The organism is Qipengyuania sp. (genome assembly GCF_042095715.1).
Taxonomy (GTDB): Bacteria; Pseudomonadota; Alphaproteobacteria; order Sphingomonadales; family Sphingomonadaceae; genus Qipengyuania.
Genome location: NZ_JBELMO010000021.1, coordinates 1 through 17,558, shown reverse-complemented (window position 1 = coordinate 17,558; position 17,558 = coordinate 1). Strand labels below are relative to the sequence as shown.

General features: G+C 64.1%; 18 protein-coding genes and 1 pseudogene. 10 read left to right on the top strand and 9 right to left on the bottom strand.

What is annotated here, in order from left to right:
• The first annotated feature begins 33 nt into the window (after positions 1–33).
• Positions 34–2,688 (top strand): pyruvate, phosphate dikinase, encoded by a 2,655-nt coding sequence (gene ppdK, locus ACFDTG_RS07235; RefSeq protein WP_375290352.1) that lies wholly within the window; start codon positions 34–36, stop codon positions 2,686–2,688.
• Here the strand turns inward: ppdK and ACFDTG_RS07230 are convergent.
• Positions 2,685–3,434: a methyltransferase gene (locus tag ACFDTG_RS07230; RefSeq protein ID WP_375290350.1), complete on the bottom strand. Its 750-nt coding sequence runs from the start codon at positions 3,432–3,434 to the stop codon at positions 2,685–2,687. The two genes, ppdK and ACFDTG_RS07230, sit on opposite strands and share 4 nt — an antisense overlap.
• Between ACFDTG_RS07230 and ACFDTG_RS07225 the strand changes: the two are divergent.
• The 5 genes and pseudogenes from ACFDTG_RS07225 to ACFDTG_RS07205 all read left to right on the top strand — a co-directional run.
• A pseudogene (locus tag ACFDTG_RS07225) lies at positions 3,366–3,695 on the top strand (double zinc ribbon domain-containing protein); the annotation flags it as partial. The gene ACFDTG_RS07230 and the pseudogene ACFDTG_RS07225 overlap by 69 nt on opposite strands.
• A 66-nt stretch (positions 3,696–3,761) precedes the next feature.
• Complete coding sequence (locus ACFDTG_RS07220) at positions 3,762–4,295, top strand: ComF family protein (protein WP_375290371.1); 534 nt, start codon at positions 3,762–3,764, stop codon at positions 4,293–4,295.
• A gap of 278 nt (positions 4,296–4,573) precedes the next feature.
• On the top strand, positions 4,574–4,918 hold the full coding sequence (gene hisI / locus ACFDTG_RS07215) for a phosphoribosyl-AMP cyclohydrolase (protein WP_375290348.1): 345 nt from the start codon (positions 4,574–4,576) through the stop codon (positions 4,916–4,918).
• 31 nt (positions 4,919–4,949) lie between these two features.
• Positions 4,950–5,405: a MerR family DNA-binding transcriptional regulator gene (locus ACFDTG_RS07210; RefSeq protein ID WP_375290347.1), complete on the top strand. Its 456-nt coding sequence runs from the start codon at positions 4,950–4,952 to the stop codon at positions 5,403–5,405.
• A gap of 8 nt (positions 5,406–5,413) precedes the next feature.
• Positions 5,414–7,219, top strand: a complete 1,806-nt coding sequence (locus ACFDTG_RS07205) for an acyl-CoA dehydrogenase C-terminal domain-containing protein (protein ID WP_375290345.1) — start codon at positions 5,414–5,416, stop codon at positions 7,217–7,219.
• Positions 7,220–7,416: 197 nt separating this feature from the next.
• Here the strand turns inward: ACFDTG_RS07205 and ACFDTG_RS07200 are convergent, their stop codons facing one another.
• The 7 genes from ACFDTG_RS07200 to tyrS form a co-directional block, all read right to left on the bottom strand.
• A complete protein-coding gene (locus tag ACFDTG_RS07200; RefSeq protein ID WP_375290344.1) occupies positions 7,417–8,121 on the bottom strand; it encodes a dienelactone hydrolase family protein in 705 nt (234 codons plus the stop codon).
• Positions 8,082–8,360: a hypothetical protein gene (locus tag ACFDTG_RS07195; protein ID WP_375290343.1), complete on the bottom strand. Its 279-nt coding sequence runs from the start codon at positions 8,358–8,360 to the stop codon at positions 8,082–8,084. Before ACFDTG_RS07195 ends, ACFDTG_RS07200 begins: the two co-directional genes overlap by 40 nt.
• Positions 8,361–8,399: 39 nt before the next feature.
• Positions 8,400–8,549 (bottom strand): hypothetical protein, encoded by a 150-nt coding sequence (locus ACFDTG_RS07190; protein ID WP_375290342.1) that lies wholly within the window; start codon positions 8,547–8,549, stop codon positions 8,400–8,402.
• Between the two features lie 115 nt (positions 8,550–8,664).
• A complete protein-coding gene (cysK, locus tag ACFDTG_RS07185; RefSeq protein ID WP_375290341.1) occupies positions 8,665–9,585 on the bottom strand; it encodes a cysteine synthase A in 921 nt (306 codons plus the stop codon).
• Positions 9,582–10,895 carry an MFS transporter gene (locus ACFDTG_RS07180; RefSeq protein ID WP_375290340.1) on the bottom strand — a complete coding sequence of 438 codons (1,314 nt, stop codon included), beginning with the start codon at positions 10,893–10,895 and terminating at the stop codon, positions 9,582–9,584. The genes cysK and ACFDTG_RS07180 overlap by 4 nt, the downstream gene beginning before the upstream one ends.
• Before the next feature lie 78 nt (positions 10,896–10,973).
• Entirely contained in the window at positions 10,974–11,312 is a 339-nt protein-coding gene (locus ACFDTG_RS07175; protein ID WP_375290339.1) for a PilZ domain-containing protein, read from the bottom strand.
• 97 nt (positions 11,313–11,409) lie between these two features.
• Positions 11,410–12,639, bottom strand: a complete 1,230-nt coding sequence (tyrS, locus tag ACFDTG_RS07170; RefSeq protein ID WP_375290338.1) for a tyrosine--tRNA ligase — start codon at positions 12,637–12,639, stop codon at positions 11,410–11,412.
• A gap of 48 nt (positions 12,640–12,687) precedes the next feature.
• Here tyrS and ACFDTG_RS07165 point away from each other — a divergent pair, with 48 nt between their 5' ends.
• From ACFDTG_RS07165 to ACFDTG_RS07150, 4 genes are all read left to right on the top strand, one after another.
• Positions 12,688–13,230, top strand: a complete 543-nt coding sequence (locus tag ACFDTG_RS07165) for a DOMON-like domain-containing protein (protein WP_375290337.1) — start codon at positions 12,688–12,690, stop codon at positions 13,228–13,230.
• Positions 13,227–14,429, top strand: coding sequence for an exo-beta-N-acetylmuramidase NamZ domain-containing protein (locus ACFDTG_RS07160; RefSeq protein WP_375290336.1), 1,203 nt, complete (start codon positions 13,227–13,229; stop codon positions 14,427–14,429). The genes ACFDTG_RS07165 and ACFDTG_RS07160 overlap by 4 nt, the downstream gene beginning before the upstream one ends.
• A 22-nt stretch (positions 14,430–14,451) precedes the next feature.
• Positions 14,452–15,696 (top strand): M24 family metallopeptidase, encoded by a 1,245-nt coding sequence (locus ACFDTG_RS07155; RefSeq protein WP_375290334.1) that lies wholly within the window; start codon positions 14,452–14,454, stop codon positions 15,694–15,696.
• A gap of 98 nt (positions 15,697–15,794) precedes the next feature.
• On the top strand, positions 15,795–17,108 hold the full coding sequence (locus ACFDTG_RS07150) for a spinster family MFS transporter (protein ID WP_375290333.1): 1,314 nt from the start codon (positions 15,795–15,797) through the stop codon (positions 17,106–17,108).
• Here ACFDTG_RS07150 and ACFDTG_RS07145 read toward each other — a convergent pair.
• Positions 17,099–17,558 (bottom strand): lipid II flippase family protein (locus ACFDTG_RS07145; protein ID WP_375290332.1); only part of this gene is annotated, 460 nt, incomplete at its 5' end. The two genes, ACFDTG_RS07150 and ACFDTG_RS07145, sit on opposite strands and share 10 nt — an antisense overlap.

The window sequence follows — 17,558 nt, the reverse complement described above, 5'->3', positions numbered from 1 at the left end:
ACTGTGTCAACGTCATGTCAACCTGGGGGCAAAATGAGCAATACGGTCTTCACCTTCGGCGGTAACGCGCCGCATTCCGACCCGCGCCAGAAGGATAAGGCGGTCACCGGCGGCAAGGGCGCGAACCTGGCCGAAATGGCCAGCATCGGCCTGCCCGTGCCCCCGGGCTTCACCATCGCGACCGAGGAGTGCCTCCGCTATCTGAATGAAGGTGGGGATTTCTCCGACGATCTTCGGGCCGCCGTGGCCGAAGCGCTGACGCATATCGAGCGCACCGTGGGCAAGAAGCTGGGCGATGCTAGCGATCCGATGCTGGTCTCCGTGCGCTCCGGCGCGCGCATCTCCATGCCTGGCATGATGGACACCGTGCTGAACCTCGGCCTCAATGACGAGACGGTGCAGGGCCTGGCCAGCATCAGCGGCGATGAACGCTTCGCCTGGGACAGCTATCGTCGCTTCATCCAGATGTACGGCGATGTCGTCCTGGGCATCGATCACGGGCTATTCGAAGAAGCGCTGGAGATCGCCAAGGAAGACAACGGTTTCTACACCGATACCGAAATGTCGGCTGCCGATTGGCAGGCATTGGTCGGCGAGTACAAGCGCATCGTGTCCGAAGAACTGGGCCACGATTTCCCGCAGGACCCGCAGGAACAGCTGTGGGGCGCGATCCGCGCCGTGTTCGACAGCTGGGATTCCGAGCGGGCCAAGGTCTATCGCCGGCTGAACGACATACCCCACGATCTCGGCACCGCCGTCAACGTGCAGGCGATGGTGTTCGGCAACATGGGCGATACCAGCGCCACCGGCGTTGCCTTCACCCGCAATCCCTCGACGGGCGAGAAGGCCTATTACGGCGAATGGCTGGTCAACGCCCAGGGCGAGGACGTGGTGGCGGGCATCCGTACACCGCAGTACCTCACCAGAACCGCGCGCGAGGAAGCGGGCGCCGAAAAGCCGAGCATGGAAGAAGCCATGCCCGATGCCTACGCGCAGCTCGCCGATACATTCGAACTGCTCGAACGCCATTACAAGGACATGCAGGACATCGAGTTTACCGTGGAACGCGGCAAGCTGTGGATGCTGCAGACCCGTACCGGCAAGCGCACCGCCAAGGCGGCGCTCAAGCTGGCGGTCGACATGGTGGACGAAGGGCTGATCGACGAGAGGGCTGCGATCAAGCGGGTCGATCCCATGGCGCTCGACCAGCTGCTGCACCCCACGCTCGATCCCGATGCGCCGCGCGACGTGCTGACCACGGGCCTCCCCGCATCGCCGGGCGCCGCCTCCGGCAAGATCGTGCTGGATGCCGATACGGCCGAGCGTATGGCCGGGCAGGGCGAAAGCGTGATCCTGGTGCGCGTGGAAACGAGCCCGGAAGACATCCATGGCATGCACGCGGCAAAGGGTATTCTGACCGCGCGCGGCGGGATGACAAGTCACGCCGCCGTGGTCGCACGCGGAATGGGGCGTCCCTGCGTTTCGGGTGCGTCCGCCATTTCGATTCAGCGCGATGCGCGCACGCTTTCCATCGGCGCGCGCGAGTTGAAGGAAGGCGACATCATCACCATCGATGGCGCGAATGGCCAAGTGATGGCAGGCGAGGTCGCAACCATCGAGCCCGAGCTGGCGGGCGATTTCGGCACGCTCATGGAATGGGCCGACAAGCACCGCCGCATGAAAGTGCGGGCCAATGCCGAAACCGAGGCCGATTGCCGCATGGCGCGCCAGTTCGGGGCCGAGGGCGTGGGGCTTTGCCGTACGGAGCATATGTTCTTCGACGCCGGTCGCATTTCCGCCGTGCGCGAGATGATCCTGGCGGATGATGAAAAGGGCCGCCGGGGTGCGCTGGCCAAGCTGCTGCCCGAGCAGCGCTCCGATTTCGAGGCGATCTTCTCGGTGATGGCGGGCCTGCCGGTCACGATACGTCTGCTAGATCCGCCGCTTCACGAGTTCCTGCCGCACGACGATGGGGATTTCGAAGACCTTGCCAAGGCAACCGGCCGGAATGTGGATCAGCTGAAGCGGCGGGCGGCGGAACTGCACGAATTCAACCCCATGCTGGGTCACCGTGGATGCCGGCTCGGTATCACATATCCGGAGATCTACGAGATGCAGGCCCGCGCCATCCTGGAGGCGGCCTGCGCGATCGAAGGCGAGGCACCCGTGCCGGAGATCATGGTTCCCTTGGTCGGCACGCGGCGCGAGCTGGCGATAATCAAAAAGCTGATCGACGACACTGCCGACGCCGTGTTCGAAGAGAAGGGCAGGCGCCTCGATTATCTGGTCGGCACCATGATCGAACTTCCGCGCGCCGCCCTGATGGCGGGCGAGATCGCGGAGGAAGGCGAGTTCTTCAGCTTCGGCACCAACGACCTGACCCAGACCACGCTGGGCGTCAGCCGCGATGACGCGGGACGGTTCCTGACGACCTATGTCGAAAAAGGCATCTATGCGCGCGATCCCTTCGTGAGCCTGGACGTCGAGGGCGTGGGCCAGCTGGTCGAGATGGCGGCGGAGACGGGGCGGCAGACACGGCCCGATATCAAGCTGGGCATCTGCGGTGAGCATGGCGGCGATCCTGCCTCCATTGCCTTCTGCGAACAGGTCGGACTCGATTACGTCAGTGCCTCGCCCTACCGCGTTCCCATAGCGCGCCTGGCAGCGGCTCAGGCGAGTATTGTCTAGCTTTTCCAGCCAGTCATGGTGACAACCTCGAAGGATTCGGGAATTCTGCCGCTCTCGTCGGCGTGAGAGGCGAACGCCTGACGGGCAAGCTGGTACTGGCGGCGTGAAAGGGTCGGCGCGCGGTCCGCTAGCACGCTCCCCAGCCCCTGGTCCCGCAGGTCGGAAACCAGATTGGCGAGCCCGTCGTAACGCGCGGTGATGGTGTAACGGTCCACGACCTGGCGTGCGAACCCTGCCCGCTGCATGAGGGCGCTGGCCGCCCGGTCATCGACCTGTGGATGGATCCGCGCCGCCGGGCGTTCACCATCGGAGGTCATCATTGCGGAGCGCACGAGGGGGAGCGATCCGGCGCCCACCAGCGCCGCGATCAGCAGGCCGCCCGGGTTCAGTGCCAGGCGAAGCTGGATCAGCGCTCCGGGCAGATCGTTCACTGTGCCGAGATCGAGAAGGGATACGATCAGATCGAAGGTTCCGAGCGCAAGTGGTTGCTCCAGATCGATTTCAGTTGGAGCGGTGACATCGGCTCCGTTCGCCTCCAGCGCGGGCGACAAGGTGCCTGCCCTGTCCCCCAGCACCAGCGCGCTGCCAGGCTGGCAACGGAGAAAGCCGAGGCGTTCGAGTACATCGTGGCCGATCAATTCGGATAGCCAGGTGGTGCCACCCGCCAGCTGCCGAGAATGTGCGCGGCGCTCGGCGAGGCGCATGCGCTGCGGGGAAAAAATCGTCGGGACCTGCTTGCCATCCATCGCGCCCAAGTGGAGGACCGGTCCCGGTGGTGCAAGCTTGGCGGAGAGGGAAGGGCGATGCTGACGCGAATTGCCGAGGGCATGGGGCCGCTCATCGATTTCGTTTATCCCCCGCGGTGCCCTTCATGCGGCGATGCCATTGGAAAGCACGGGGGATTGTGCGGCACATGCTGGGACGGGCTGGCGATCCCAACAGAGCCCTGGTGCTCGACCTGTCAGCGCCCCTTCGGTGAGAACGGACCGAGCTCGAGCGACGCCCGGTGCGCGCCTTGCCTTTCGAAGCCTCCGCGACACGACGGGATTTTTGCGGCGACCCTCTACACACCGGTGTCGCGTAAGTTGATCCTCACGTTCAAGCACGGGCGCAGAATAGCCCTCGCAGCCATGATGGCGCGGCTGATCGCTGCAAGACTGCCGCAGGATGGGACGAGCCGCCTTCTTATTCCCGTGCCACTTCATCGCAGGCGCTTGTGGCATCGCGGATTTAACCAGGCCGCTCTGCTGGCGAGGGAACTGGGCAAGCTGGACCAGGGGCAGGTGCTGGTTGAGGGGCTTATCCGGAAGAAGCGCACGCCCAGCCTCGGAGGTCTGGGCGCAAAGGCCCGCCGACGGGCCTTGTCGGGTGCCATCGCCGTGCGCCCGGCTGCCGCGGCGATGATAAAGGGGGCCGATGTCCTGCTCGTCGACGACGTCCTGACCAGCGGCGCCACGAGCGAGGCCTGCGTCGCCGCTCTCTCGAAAGCCGGCGCGAAAAGCGTGCGCATCGCTTGCTTCGCGCGGGTTCTGGAGGAGGCTCTGGATGCCGTATCGGTGCAGAAAAGCGAAACGCCCGGGACCATTACAGTCCCGGGCGCAGCGTGACGATATGCACGGACCCCCCTTGCAGGTCTGCGGCGCCCCTATTGCCGCACGGGTCCTTCCCTCAATTTCGGTGCGCCAGGCGATCAGCTAGGCTGCTTCCCGATATGCCCCTGAACCCGGCGCTCTAGCGTCACCATCGATCCATGGTGCGGGCCGCATCGGCCTGCATCGCGATCATGCTCCCGTTTGCGCCTTCAGGCATAGCCCTGATCGGATCTTCGAGGCATTTTGCTGCGTCACAGTGGTTATCCTGCAACAACAGGCATAAGGCACCCGGCATGAGTGAACGATTCCGTCCCAAATTCGATTCCCAAGGCCTGCTCGCTGCGATCGTCGTAGATCATGACAGCGGAGACGTGCTCATGCTCGCGTTCATGGACGATCAGGCGCTGGCAGCCACGCGCGAGACCGGTTTTGCACATTTTCACTCCCGATCCCGCGGCAGGCTTTGGAAGAAGGGTGAGACTTCGGGAAACGTTCTGACGGTCCGCGAAATCCTGGTCGATTGCGATCAAGACGCTCTGATCCTGCGCTGCGATCCGGCGGGACCGGTGTGCCATACCGGCGCCGATGACTGTTTTTTTCGCAAGCTTGAGGGCGAGCATCTGGTTCCGCTTAGTTGACGTTTACGTAAACGGACACTAAATCGGAGGCATGGCCAAGCAAGCCTCTGTACCCGAAGAACCCGCAAACGGACGACGCGAAGGCGCCCTTCTGGAGCGGCCGGACAAGCACGCCCGCGAATCGTTTACTATCTCCGATCTGACGGCGGAGTTCGATTGCACTGCCCGCGCATTGCGGTTCTATGAGGACGAGGGGCTCATCGCCCCGCGCCGTGTTGGTCTCACCCGGCATTATTCCAAACGCGACCGCGCCAGGCTGGCCTGGATCATGCGCGCCAAGAACGTGGGCTTCTCGCTGACCGAAATCCGCGAGATGATCGACCTGTACGATCTCGACGACGGCCGCGTGAAGCAGCGCCGCGTCACCGTGGAGAAATGCCGAGCGCATGTGGCGAAGCTTAAGCGCCAGCGTGCCGATATCGACAGTTCCATCAAGGAATTGACCGAATTTATTGCCCATATCGAAAATCTCGACCCAGAGACCTGAGGATAATCATGCCTACTTATACTGCTCCTGCCCGAGACACCCGCTTCATCGTCAACGAGGTCCTGGACCTCGCCAGCTACGGCAATCTGCCGGGGTTCGAGAGCGCGACCAGCGACATCATCGATACCGTCATCGGTGAAGGCGGAAAGTTCTGCGCGGAGGTGCTGGCGCCCCTCAATCGCAGCGGCGACGAAGAAGGTTGTACGCGCCACGCCGACAGCTCCGTAACCACGCCAAAGGGGTTCAAGGAAGCTTACAAGGCATTTTGCGAGGCGGGCTGGGGGACGATATCGCAGCCAGCGGAATTCGGCGGGCAGGGCATGCCGCACGTCCTCGGCTTCGCTCTGGAGGAGTTCATTTCCAGCGCCAATCAGGCATTCGGCATGTATCCAGGCCTCACCAACGGAGCCGTATCGGCGTTGCTGGCCAAGGGTTCTGACGAGCAAAAGGCGAAGTACCTTCCCAAGATGATCAGCGGTGAATGGTCGGGCACCATGAACCTGACAGAGCCGCAGTGCGGCACCGATCTCGGCCTTATCCGCACCAAGGCGGAGCCGCAGGCCGATGGCAGTTACTCCATTACCGGTACCAAGATATTCATTTCGGCGGGCGAACACGACCTGACCGATAATATCATCCATCTGGTGCTGGCGAAGCTTCCGGGCGCGCCCGACTCCAGCAAGGGCATTTCGCTGTTCGTGGTGCCCAAGTTCCTTGTGAACGAGGATGGCTCCATCGGAGACCGCAATGGCGTGGCCTGCGGATCGATCGAGGAAAAGATGGGTATTCACGGCAACGCCACCTGCCTGCTCAACTACGATGGGGCCAAGGGCTGGCTCGTGGGTGAGGAGAACAAGGGCCTGGCCGCGATGTTCATCATGATGAACGCCGCGCGTCTGGGTGTGGGCGTCCAAGGGCTTAGCCAGGCGGAAGTCGCTTACCAGAACGCCGTCGCCTATGCGCTCGACAGGCGTCAGGGCAGGGCACTGACCGGGCCCGCTGACACCGATGCGAAGGCGGATCCGATCATCGTACACCCGGATGTGCGCCGCATGCTGATGGACGCCAAGGCCTTTACCGAAGGTATGCGCGCTCTGGCCCTCTGGGGTGCCTTGCTGGTGGACCTGAGCCACAGCGCCCAGAGCGAAGAGGAGCGCAAAGAGGCCGACCAGATGATCGGCCTGCTGACCCCGGTCATCAAGGGCTATGGGACCGACAAGGGTTATGCCATCGCCACCGACATGCAGCAGGTGTTCGGCGGGCATGGCTACATTCGCGAATGGGGCATGGAGCAGTTCGTCCGCGATGCACGGATCGCGCAGATCTATGAAGGCACCAATGGCGTGCAGGCAATGGATCTTTGCGGTCGCAAACTGGCGCAGGCCGGCGGTGCCGCCGTCCAGGCGTTCTTCAAGCTCGTGGGTGAGGAATGCGCGGCGGTGAAGGGCGACGAGGGGCTGGGTCCGATCGCGGAAAAGCTGGAAAAGGCGCTGGGCGAGCAGCAGGCCGCGACCATGTGGTTCATGCAGCACGCGATGAAAAACCCCAACGATCTGGGCGCCGGGGCGCATCACTACATGCACATCATGGGCATCGTGACGCTGGGCCTGATGTGGCTTCGGATGGCCAAGGTGGCGCAGGCCAAGCTGGCCGATGATGCAGAAGGCAAGGCGTTCTACGAGACCAAGCTGACCACCGCGCGCTATTATGCGGAACGCTACCTCCCCGATGCAGGCGCGCTGCGGCGCAAGCTGGAGGCGGGCAGCGAATCGATGATGGCGCTCGACCAGGCGGCATTCGCGACCGCGGCCTGAGAACAGGGCTGAGGCAGACAGTCGGTCTTTAAAGCCATCTGTAACTGACTGATTCGAATGGTTTAAGCAGGGCATCGGCGTCGGAAGTGGTCAACTTCCGGCGCCCTTGCTTTTTTGCCTTCGTTCACCACGGTCTAGGCCGGAGCTTTTGTGCGCTCCGCATTTTCATGCCTAACGAGCGCGATAGAGACCTCTTGTCAGCTCGCTGGCCCGACCAACTCATCGAGCAAAGACATCAGCGCGGCCCAGCTTTGCCGGTCGCCACTTGCGTCGCAAGCGACATTATCGGAATCGGCAGGAGCGTTGGGGTTGGTGAAGGCGTGCAAGACCCCGGCATAGCTATGGAAATGCCAATCCGCGCCAGCGCGATCCATTTCTTCCCAGAACGCCATCACATGCGCGCGCGGCACCAGCGGGTCCGCATCGCCATGGCATACAAGGAGACGCGCCTTCACTGCGCCCGGTCTGGCCGGAGCATGGGTCTGAAGAAGGCCGTGGAAGCTTGCCGCCAATACGAGGTCCGCTCCGTCGCGTGCCAGTTCCAGCACTGCATGCCCGCCGAGACAGAAACCGATCGCGGCCATCGGAACGTCCGGAACGGCGTCGGCCAGCGCCGTGAGCGCGGGACGGATCCGGGAGCGAAACGCCTCTGCATCGCCGCGCAGGGGCTGGGCTAGAGCGTGGGCCGCATCCATATCGGCGGGCTGTTCGCCATAGAAATCGGCGATCAGTGCGGCATAGCCGGCATCGCGCAGCGCCCGCGCCTTGGCTTCGACTGCTGGCGTAGGGTTCGCAATCGTCGGGAATACGGCCACGGCGGCGCGGGGCGATCCTACGGGTCTAAAAAGCTGCCCGGTAAGAGTCAGCCCGTCGTGGCTATAGAGGAGGGTATCTGGGTCCATGCCCCCTGTTTGCCGCCAAGCCGCGCGCGTGTCGAGCCGGCGGCGGTCCGGGCCGCGCTCCACAATCCACCAAGCTCCTCGTCGCGCGCGAACTGGTTGCATCGATGCCGCGCTTTCAACATGGCGGGGGGCAGCACGGGCGGGCTTTCGGGAAGGATACCCCCGCTCCACAGTGTGGGGATCACCCATTCACGCCCCAGCGTCTGTTCGACGCGTGCTTTGGCCGCTAGCTTGTCCACCAGTTTGGAATGGAGCGGGCTGCGGTCGAACAATTTGCGCTATTGCACCCATTCGGTGAAGCGGCGCGGATCATCGAGATGCGGTAGACGCCGGTGTCGCCAGAGATAGCTGAGGGTAATGCGCGCTATTGCGGCATTCGGGTCGGAATCGATCTGCGCGGCGGGCAGATCCGGCTGTAGAACATGCATTGCGCGCTAGACGCGCGAGACGGCGATTTGGGTCCAACGCCGCAGAATGTCCGGGGAGGCAGGCAATCTTTCACCTGCTCCCCCGGGACTTGAAATCTTTCGCCGGTAGTCTGCGTCAGCTTTCCGGCAGGAAGTCCGGAACCGAAAGATAGCGTTCGCCGGTGTCGTAATTGAAGCCCAGCACCCGCGTTCCCGCGTCCAGTTCGGGTAGCTTCTTGGCAATGGCTGCCAGCGTGGCGCCGCTGGAAATGCCCACCAGCAATCCTTCTTCGCTGGCGGAGCGGCGCGCCATTTCCTTCGCATCGTCAGGATCGACCTGGATCGCACCGTCGATCGAATTCATATGGAGGTTCTCCGGCACGAAACCCGCGCCGATGCCCTGAATGGGGTGAGGCCCCGGCTCACCACCCGAGATGACGGGGGATCCCGCCGGCTCCACCGCATAGGCTTTCATGTTGCTCCACTCCGACTTCAACACTTCGGCACAGCCTGTGATGTGCCCGCCGGTGCCGACGCCCGTGATCATCACATCGATGGGGGAATCGCGGAAATCCTCGAAGATTTCGCGCGCGGTGGTGCGGGCGTGAACCTCGAAATTGCTGGGATTGTCGAACTGGCTGGGCATCCACGCGCCATCGGTTTGGGACACCAACTCTCCGGCGCGCTCGATGGCGCCCTTCATGCCCTTTTCCTTAGGCGTCAGGTCGAAACTGGCACCGTAGGCCAGCATCAGGCGGCGCCGTTCCAGGCTCATGCTTTCCGGCATGACAAGAACCAGCTTGTAGCCCTTGACCGCGGCGACCATCGCAAGGCCGATCCCGGTGTTTCCACTGGTCGGCTCGATAATGGTGCCACCCGGCTTCAGCTTGCCGGCCTTTTCCGCATCTTCCACCATGGCGAGCGCGATACGGTCCTTGATCGACCCGCCCGGATTGGCGCGTTCCGATTTTATCCAGACCTCATGGTCGGGAAACAGGCGCGACAGGCGGATGTGCGGGGTTGCGCCAATCGTGGCGAGGATGGAGTCGGCTTTCATGGTATCTGCTCCTGAAGCTTTTCTTCGGGGTATTCATCTTCCAATGCTTCGGGCGGGTCGAAGGTCCGGGTGTTCCGCAAGACCGGGAACAGCCAGCCCCACAGCGCGACGGTGACCAGGGCACCCACACCGCCCACCGCGACCGCCGCCACGGGGCCGATCAGGCTGGCGAGCCAGCCGGAAAAGGCATCGCCCCCCTCGTTGGAGGCGCTGATGGTGAGGAGGCTGGCGGACGAGACCCGGCCACGTTTCTCGTCCGGCGTGTAGAGCTGGACGAGCGACTGGCGGATGTACACGCTGAACATGTCGGCAGCGCCGACGATGAACAGCATCGCCAGGCTGAGCGGCATCGACTTCGAAAAGGCGAACACGACGGTCGCCACGCCGAATATGCCAACGGCCGCCAGCATCTTGGGACCCACCCCGGTCTTCAGCGGGCGGAAACTGAACCATGTCGCACTGACGACGGCACCGATGGCGGGCGCCATGGCAAGCTGGGACAGGCCGGTTTCCCCGACCATCAGGATATCGCGAGCGTAAACGGGAAACAGCGCGGTCGCGCCGGCAAGAAAGACTGCGAACAAATCGAGCGTGATGGCGCCCAGCACCATCTTGTTGTGGATCACATAACGCCAACCGTCGATCACCTGTGCAATCGGCCGCTGCGCACCGGTGATGGTGCATCGCGGAACCTGCCCGATCAGGCTGAGCGCGATAATCGCCAGGATGAATAGCCCGGCCGCGATGGCATAGGGCAGGAACGGCACGATCGCGTGGGTATAACCGCCCACTGCCGGCCCCACGATCATCCCGCTCTGCCAGGATATGGATGACAGAGCGATCGCATTGGGAAGCAGGGCCTTTGGCACCAGATTGGGCGCTAGCGCTGATAGCGCGGGGCCGTTGAAGGCGCGCGCCACGCCCAGCGCGACCGCAACCGCGAACAGGCTGGTGAGCGTCAGCCGGTCCGAATATGTGAGAATGGCAAGCGCCACTGCGCAGGCGAACTGGAGACCGATGGTGAGCCGGCCCACCGTCTTGCGGTTGAACCGGTCAGCCGCGAGGCCGGAAAACGGCGTCAGCACGAACAGCGGCAGGAACTGCAACAGGCCGATCAGCGCCAGTTGGCCCGAAGCCGCCGCGACGCCGAGCCCGGAATTGCGCGCGATGTCATACGTCTGCCAGCCGATGACCAGCATCATCGCGTACTGGCCCAGCGTCATCGACAGGCGCGCGATCCAGTAACAGCGGAAGTTGTGGATCCTGAGCGGAGAACGATCGGGCGAGAGGGTGGTGTCGGCGGCGCTCACGCGCGCCGCAATGGCAGCAGCGCCCACGCTTGTGAAGCGGGGCGCCGCGCTATTTTTGCTTTGCGGTGGCGACCGGCGTCAGCGCGAGCGGCGCAGGCGCGGATTGGGTTGCAACGTATCGATCATCGCTAGGAAATCGTCGACACGGATGATCCGTTCGAACTGGAAGCCGGCACGGTTGTCGCGGCACCAGATGACATAGGCCTCGATCCGGCCGATCACCGGCAGGCGGATGATGACCCGGTCGCCTCGCGCCAGTTCCTTGGCATCGTCCACCATGAAGCCGTGGGCCGACAGGTTGGCGATGTGCAGCCGCAAGTCGCCCTTGCGAAAATGCTCCGCGATCACCGGATGATCGACCGGATGCCGCGCCAGGCGGCGTTGGTCGGTGACGCTGAGCTGTGCTCCTGCGGCCATGGAAGACGCTTCCCTACTGTGTCTGTCAGTGGGCAAAATGCGCGCAAAAGGCTGATTTTCAGTTAAGCGCGGGGGTCCGATTTCCCCGTGCCGAAAGCTACCGCCTGACCACGGCGTGTTTCTTGCGGCCCAGGCTCAGCCGAGCGTCGGCCCCCTCGGCTATGGTTACCACAAAAGCAGGATCGGTGATGACGGTCTCGTCGAATTTCACCGCGCCCTCCGCGACCTTGCGCTTCGCCTCGCCCCCGCTGGCCGTGAATCTCAGCTCGGTCAGCGCCGCGCCGATCCGCATACCATCTTCACCCACATGCAGGACCGGCAGGTCCTCGCCCAGGCCGCTGCCCGCGAAGGTGGCGGTCGCTGTCGCTTCGGCAGCGCGAGCCGCGGCCGCGCCCCGAACCAGCGCCGTTACGGCATTGGCGAGTGCGATCTTGGCGTCGTTGATCTCCGCGCCCTCCAACGCCTCCAGCCGCGAGATCTCATCCAGCGGCAGATCGGTGAACAAGCGCATGAAACGCCCGACATCCCGGTCGTCCACGTTGCGCCAGTATTGCCAGAAATCGTAATTCGGCAGTTGCGCCTCGTTCAGCCATATCGCGCCCGAAACGGATTTGCCCATCTTGGTGCCATCGGCCCGGGTGATCAGCGGCGTGGTCAGGCCGAAGACTTCCTGCCCGTCCATCCGCCGCGCCAGTTCCACGCCGTTGACGATGTTGCCCCATTGATCGCTGCCGCCCATCTGCAGCTTTACGCCCATCTCGCGATTGAGATGGCGGAAGTCGTACCCTTGCAGGATCATGTAGTTGAATTCTAGGAAGGTCATCGGCTGTTCGCGTTCGAGCCGCAGACGAACCGAATCGAAGGACAGCATGCGATTGACGGTAAAATGCGTGCCGACCCGCTGGAGCATCTCGATATAGCCGATGCTTCCCAGCCAATCGTGGTTGTTGACCATCACCGCATCGGTCGGCCCGTCGCCGAAGGTCAGCAGATTTTCGAATGCCGTGCGGATCGAGGCGATGTTCTGCTCGATCGCGTCGTCGGTCAGCATCTTGCGGACTTCGTCCTTGCCGGTCGGATCGCCGATCCGCGTGGTGCCGCCGCCCATCAGCACGATCGGCTTGTGCCCGGCCTGCTGGAGGCGCCGCAGCAACATGATCGAGACCAGATTGCCGACATGCAGCGAAGGGGCGGTGGCATCGAAGCCCACATAGGCTGGCACCACCTGTCGCGCGGCAAGGGCGTCCAGGCCCTTGGGGTCCGTGATTTGATGGACATAGCCGCGCTCTTCCATCACGCGCAGCAGTTCGGACTGATATTCGCTCATTGGGCTCCCCGGGGACAATGGTGCGCGCGCTAGCATGAGGGTCGCAAGGTGAAAACGCTGGAATTGACCGCCCATCCGGCGCGGCCGCCGTCGAGGATTTCGGGCATCACGGCAAGGGTGGTGTCGCTGGACGGCGAATGGCTACGGCTGCGCTGGCGTATCGAGGGCGCACAGGCGCTCGTTGCGCCGCCCTTTGCCGGGCGCGGGCGGGACGATGGGCTGTGGCGCACGACCTGTTTCGAACTCTTCGTGCGGGACGGGGAAGGGCCGGGCTATGCCGAATTCAACCTTTCCCCTTCGGAACGCTGGAACGCCTATCGCTTTGCCGATTACCGCGAGGGGCAGGAGGAGCTACCGTTGCCGCGAGAGCCGGACTGCACCCTGCGCCAGGGCAGCAGCTTCGCGATCTTCGATGCCGCCATTCCCGCGATACCGCTTTTCGGCGGGGAGCCGGCCATCGCTCTATCGGCGGTCATCGAGGAAGAGGGCGCGGCACTCAGCTATTGGGCGCTCGCCCATCCCGGCGCCGATCCCGATTTTCACGCCCCCGCTTGCTTCGCCGCCACGCTTGAGCCACCCAAGCGCGCATGAAATTCGGCATCGACCGGCTGCTCGCCGACCAGACCTTGCGAAAACCGCTCGAGGGCAGGCGAGTCGCGCTCGTCGCCCATCCGGCCAGCGTCACTCAGGATCTGACTCATAGTCTCGACGCGCTGATCGCGGCGGGCTTGAACGTCACCAGCGCCTTCGGCCCGCAGCACGGGCTGAAGGGGGACAAGCAGGACAACATGGTGGAGACGGAGGACGAGACCGATCCGGTCTACGGCATTCCGGTGTTCAGCCTTTATGGCGAGGTGCGACGCCCCAGCGGGCAGATGATGTCGAGCGCGGACGTGTTCCTGTTCGACCTTCAGGATCTGGGCTGCCGGATATACACCTTCGTGACCACGCTGCTTTATCTGCTCGAGGAAGCGGCCAGGCACGGCAAGGAGGTATGGGTGCTCGATCGGCCAAACCCGGCGGGGCGGCCTATCGAGGGAACGTTGCTTGTGCCGGGACAGGAAAGCTTCGTGGGCGCGGGACCCATGCCGATGCGCCACGGACTGACCATGGGCGAAATGGGTTACTGGTTCATCCGCCGCTTCGATATCGATGTGGCTTACCGGGTGATCGAGATGGAAGGCTGGCAGCCTGATGCCGCACCCGGTTACGGCTGGCCCGAGGACCGCATCTGGATCAATCCCAGCCCCAATGCCGCCAGCCTCAACATGGCGCGCGCCTATGCGGGGACGGTGATGATCGAAGGGGCCATGCTGTCCGAAGCGCGCGGCACCACCCGTCCGCTGGAGGTTCTGTTCGGCGCGCCCGATGTCGATGCCAAGGCCGTGTTGGCAGAGATGGAGCGGATTGCCCCGCAATGGCTTGCGGGCTGTGCCCTGCGCGAATGCTGGTTCACCCCGACGTTCCACAAACATGCGGGCGAACTGTGCAACGGCATCATGATCCATGCCGAAGGGCGGTTCTACGATCATCACGCCTTCCGACCCTGGCGGCTTCAGGCGCTGGCGTTCCGGGCCATCCGCTCGCTGTACCCCGACTACGAGATCTGGCGCGACTTCCCCTACGAATACGAGTTCGACCGGTTGGCGATCGACGTGATCAATGGCGGCCCCGCGCTGCGTGAATGGGTCGATGATCCGGCGAGAGACGCGGGCGATCTGGACACCATCGCCGCTGCCGACGAGGCCGCCTGGCGCGAGCAGGTCGAGGGCCTGTTGCTCTACCGCTGAGGAAGCGAAGGAAGGGACGAGGATGGACAGGCGCGATTTTCTGGCGATGTCGGGGCTGGCTGGCTTCGCGGCGGCTTTCCCGCTGAGGGCGCAGGACGGCACAAGGGGCGAACTGCCCAACCTCGCCGCTTCCGCCCGGCCTATCACAGCCGAGGAACGCCAGGCGCGGATCGCGCGCGCAGGGGCGTTGATGCGGGCGAATAACCTCGATGCCGTCCTGATCGAAGCGGGATCGAGCCTGGTCTATTTCACCGGCATCCAGTGGTGGCGTAGCGAGCGGCTGACGGGCGCGATCATGACGCGCGAGGGCGAGATCGCGGTCGTCACGCCTTTCTTCGAGGAGCCGTCTGTCCGCGAAACGCTCGCCGTGCCCGCACAGGTCCTGACATGGAACGAGGACAAGGACCCGCTGTCCGCGATCGGCACATGGCTGACCGCACGGGGGCTAGCCAAAGGGCGGATCGGGATCGAGGAAACGGTGCGCTATTTCGCGGTCGACCGGCTCGGTCGCGCGCTGCCCGATGCGGCCATCGTCAATGGCGATGCGGTGGTGCGCGGCTGCCGCATGATCAAGTCTCCAGCGGAGCTGGCGCTGATGCAGACCGCCAACGACATCACCCTGGCCGCCTATCGCCATGCATACCCGCGTATCGAGAAGGGCATGACCCCGGCGGACGTCGGCCGGCTGATCAACTCGGCCACCGTGGCCATGGGCGGCACCCCGGAGTTCGCCCTGGTCCTGCTGGGTGAAGCCAGCGCCTATCCCCATGGGTCGGGCAAGCCGCAGGAAGTTCGCGAGGGCGAGGTCATATTGCTCGACAGCGGATGCGCGGTGCACGGCTACCAGTCGGACATCTCACGCAGCTTCGTGTTCGGAGAACCCAGCGCGCGCCAGCGCACGGTCTGGAACGAGATGCGAAAAGGCCAGCAGATCGCCTTCGAAGCCGCGCAGATCGGTACGCCGGCGGGCAAGGTCGATGATGCGGTTCGCGCCTACTACGAAACGCTCGGCTACGGCCCGGGATACAAGCTGCCCGGCACATCGCACCGCACCGGACACGGCATCGGGCTGGACGGTCACGAACCGGTCAATCTGGTTCACGGCGAGCAAACCGAGCTGACGGCGGGCATGTGCTTTTCGGACGAGCCGGGCATCTACATCCCCGGCGCCTTCGGCATCAGGCTGGAGGATTGCTTTTACATGACCGCGGGCGGACCACGGTGGTTCAGCAGACCGCCCGGCTCCATCGACGAACCGATCGGATAAACCCCCCGAAACTTGCCGCGCGGGCTTGACCTTGCCCGTCAGGTGGCGGACCATCCGACCATACCGGTGTTTCAAAACCGGAATGGAGAGAAAGCCTGATGGCAACCCGTAATCCTGCGCCAGCCGCGCGCGCCGCCGTACCCATGCCGCGCGGCGCGTATGCGACGCTGACCATCCTTCTCGTCGTCTATATTTTCAACTTCATCGATCGCCAGATCGTCAACATCCTTGCCGAACCCATCGCCACCGATCTGGGCCTTTCGGATACGCAGATCGGGCTGATGACGGGACTGGCCTTCGCAATCTTCTATACCGTGCTGGGGATCCCGATCGCGCGTTACGCCGACCGGCGCTCCACCAGCCGCCCCCGCCTGATTGCAGGGGCGCTGGCGTTATGGTCCGCGATGACGGCGTTGTGCGGCATGGCGGCGAACTTCGTGCAGCTTTTGCTGGCGCGGATCGGCGTGGGCGTGGGGGAGGCGGGATGCACCCCGGCCGCGCATTCGCTGATCAGCGACATCGTGCCCAAGGAACGCCGCGCCTCCGCGCTGGCATTTTACGCGCTGGGCATTCCCGGTGGTACCCTGCTGGGAATGATCATCGGCGGATTGCTGGCCGATGCGATAGGCTGGCGCATGGCTTTCGTGGTCGTCGGCCTGCCAGGCGTGGCGCTGGCGCTGGTGGTGCTTTTCGTGCTGAAGGAACCGCGCCGCTCCGGCAGCGCGCCTGCCACCACCGCTCCGGCCGATCCGCTGGCAAGTACCAACGCCATGGCGGCCATCCGCGCGATCTTCGGCAGTAAGGCGCTGGTCCTGCTTCTGGCGGCCGCCGCCTCCGCCGCCTTTCTCAGCTATGGGAAGATCACCTGGGCGACGATCTTTTTCCAGCGCACCCACGGGCTGACGCCCGGTGAGACCGGCCTCTATTTCGGGATCGTAAATGGGCTTGCGGGCCTGTGCGGAACTTGGTTGGGTGGCCACATCGCGGATCGTTATGGTTCGGAGAACCGCCGCCACGTGCTGACCGCGCCCGCGATCGGCATGCTGCTGGTCGCTCCGCTCTCGATCCTGGCCTATTGGGTGCCGGAATGGTGGATGGCGGTGCTGCTGCTGGCGCCCCCTGTATTGCTGAGTTCGCTGTATTACGGGCCAACCTATTCCGCCGTGCAGGGCCTTGTCGCTCCGCAGAACCGGGCGATGGCATCGGCGGTTCTGCTGTTCTGCCAGAACCTGATCGGGCTGGGCCTCGGCCCCCTGTTGTTCGGCATGCTCTCCGATGCTGTCAAGCCGGCGGCGGGCGAGGACAGCGTGCGCTGGGTGCTTTATGCTGCCAGCCTGATGAGCCTTATTCCGGCGTTCTTCTTCTGGCGCTGCTCCTTGCGCCTGAACGAGGAGCTGGATCGTCAGACATAGACCGCGATCCACGCGATGGCGGCGGCGGCGGGCAGGAAGATGGCCTGCGCCAGCAAGGTGCCCGCAAACCGGCTGAGCGAGATCCACACGATGGTGCGGCGGAACAATGGTTCGGACACCTTCCCTTCCACCACGTCGTCCGTCATCACGGACAATTGCGGGTCGATCAGCGCGAACAGCAGGATGGTCGCGAAACCGTTGACCACGGCGGAGAGCTGGCTTGCGGTGACGCGGAACTCGGGCGCCAGGTAACCGGCATAGAGCGAAGCCAGCACGCCGACCGTCAGCAGCGCCTGCGCCAGCATGTTGGCGACGAGCACGCCCCAGCCCACGCCGAGCGGGCGGCGAAGCGCGGAGAGTTGACCCACGGAGGGTGGGGCGACCGAGCGGCGGATGGTGGAGAGGCCCGCCGGCGTCGCCGCGCGCAGGATCATCCGCCCGGTCGAACGG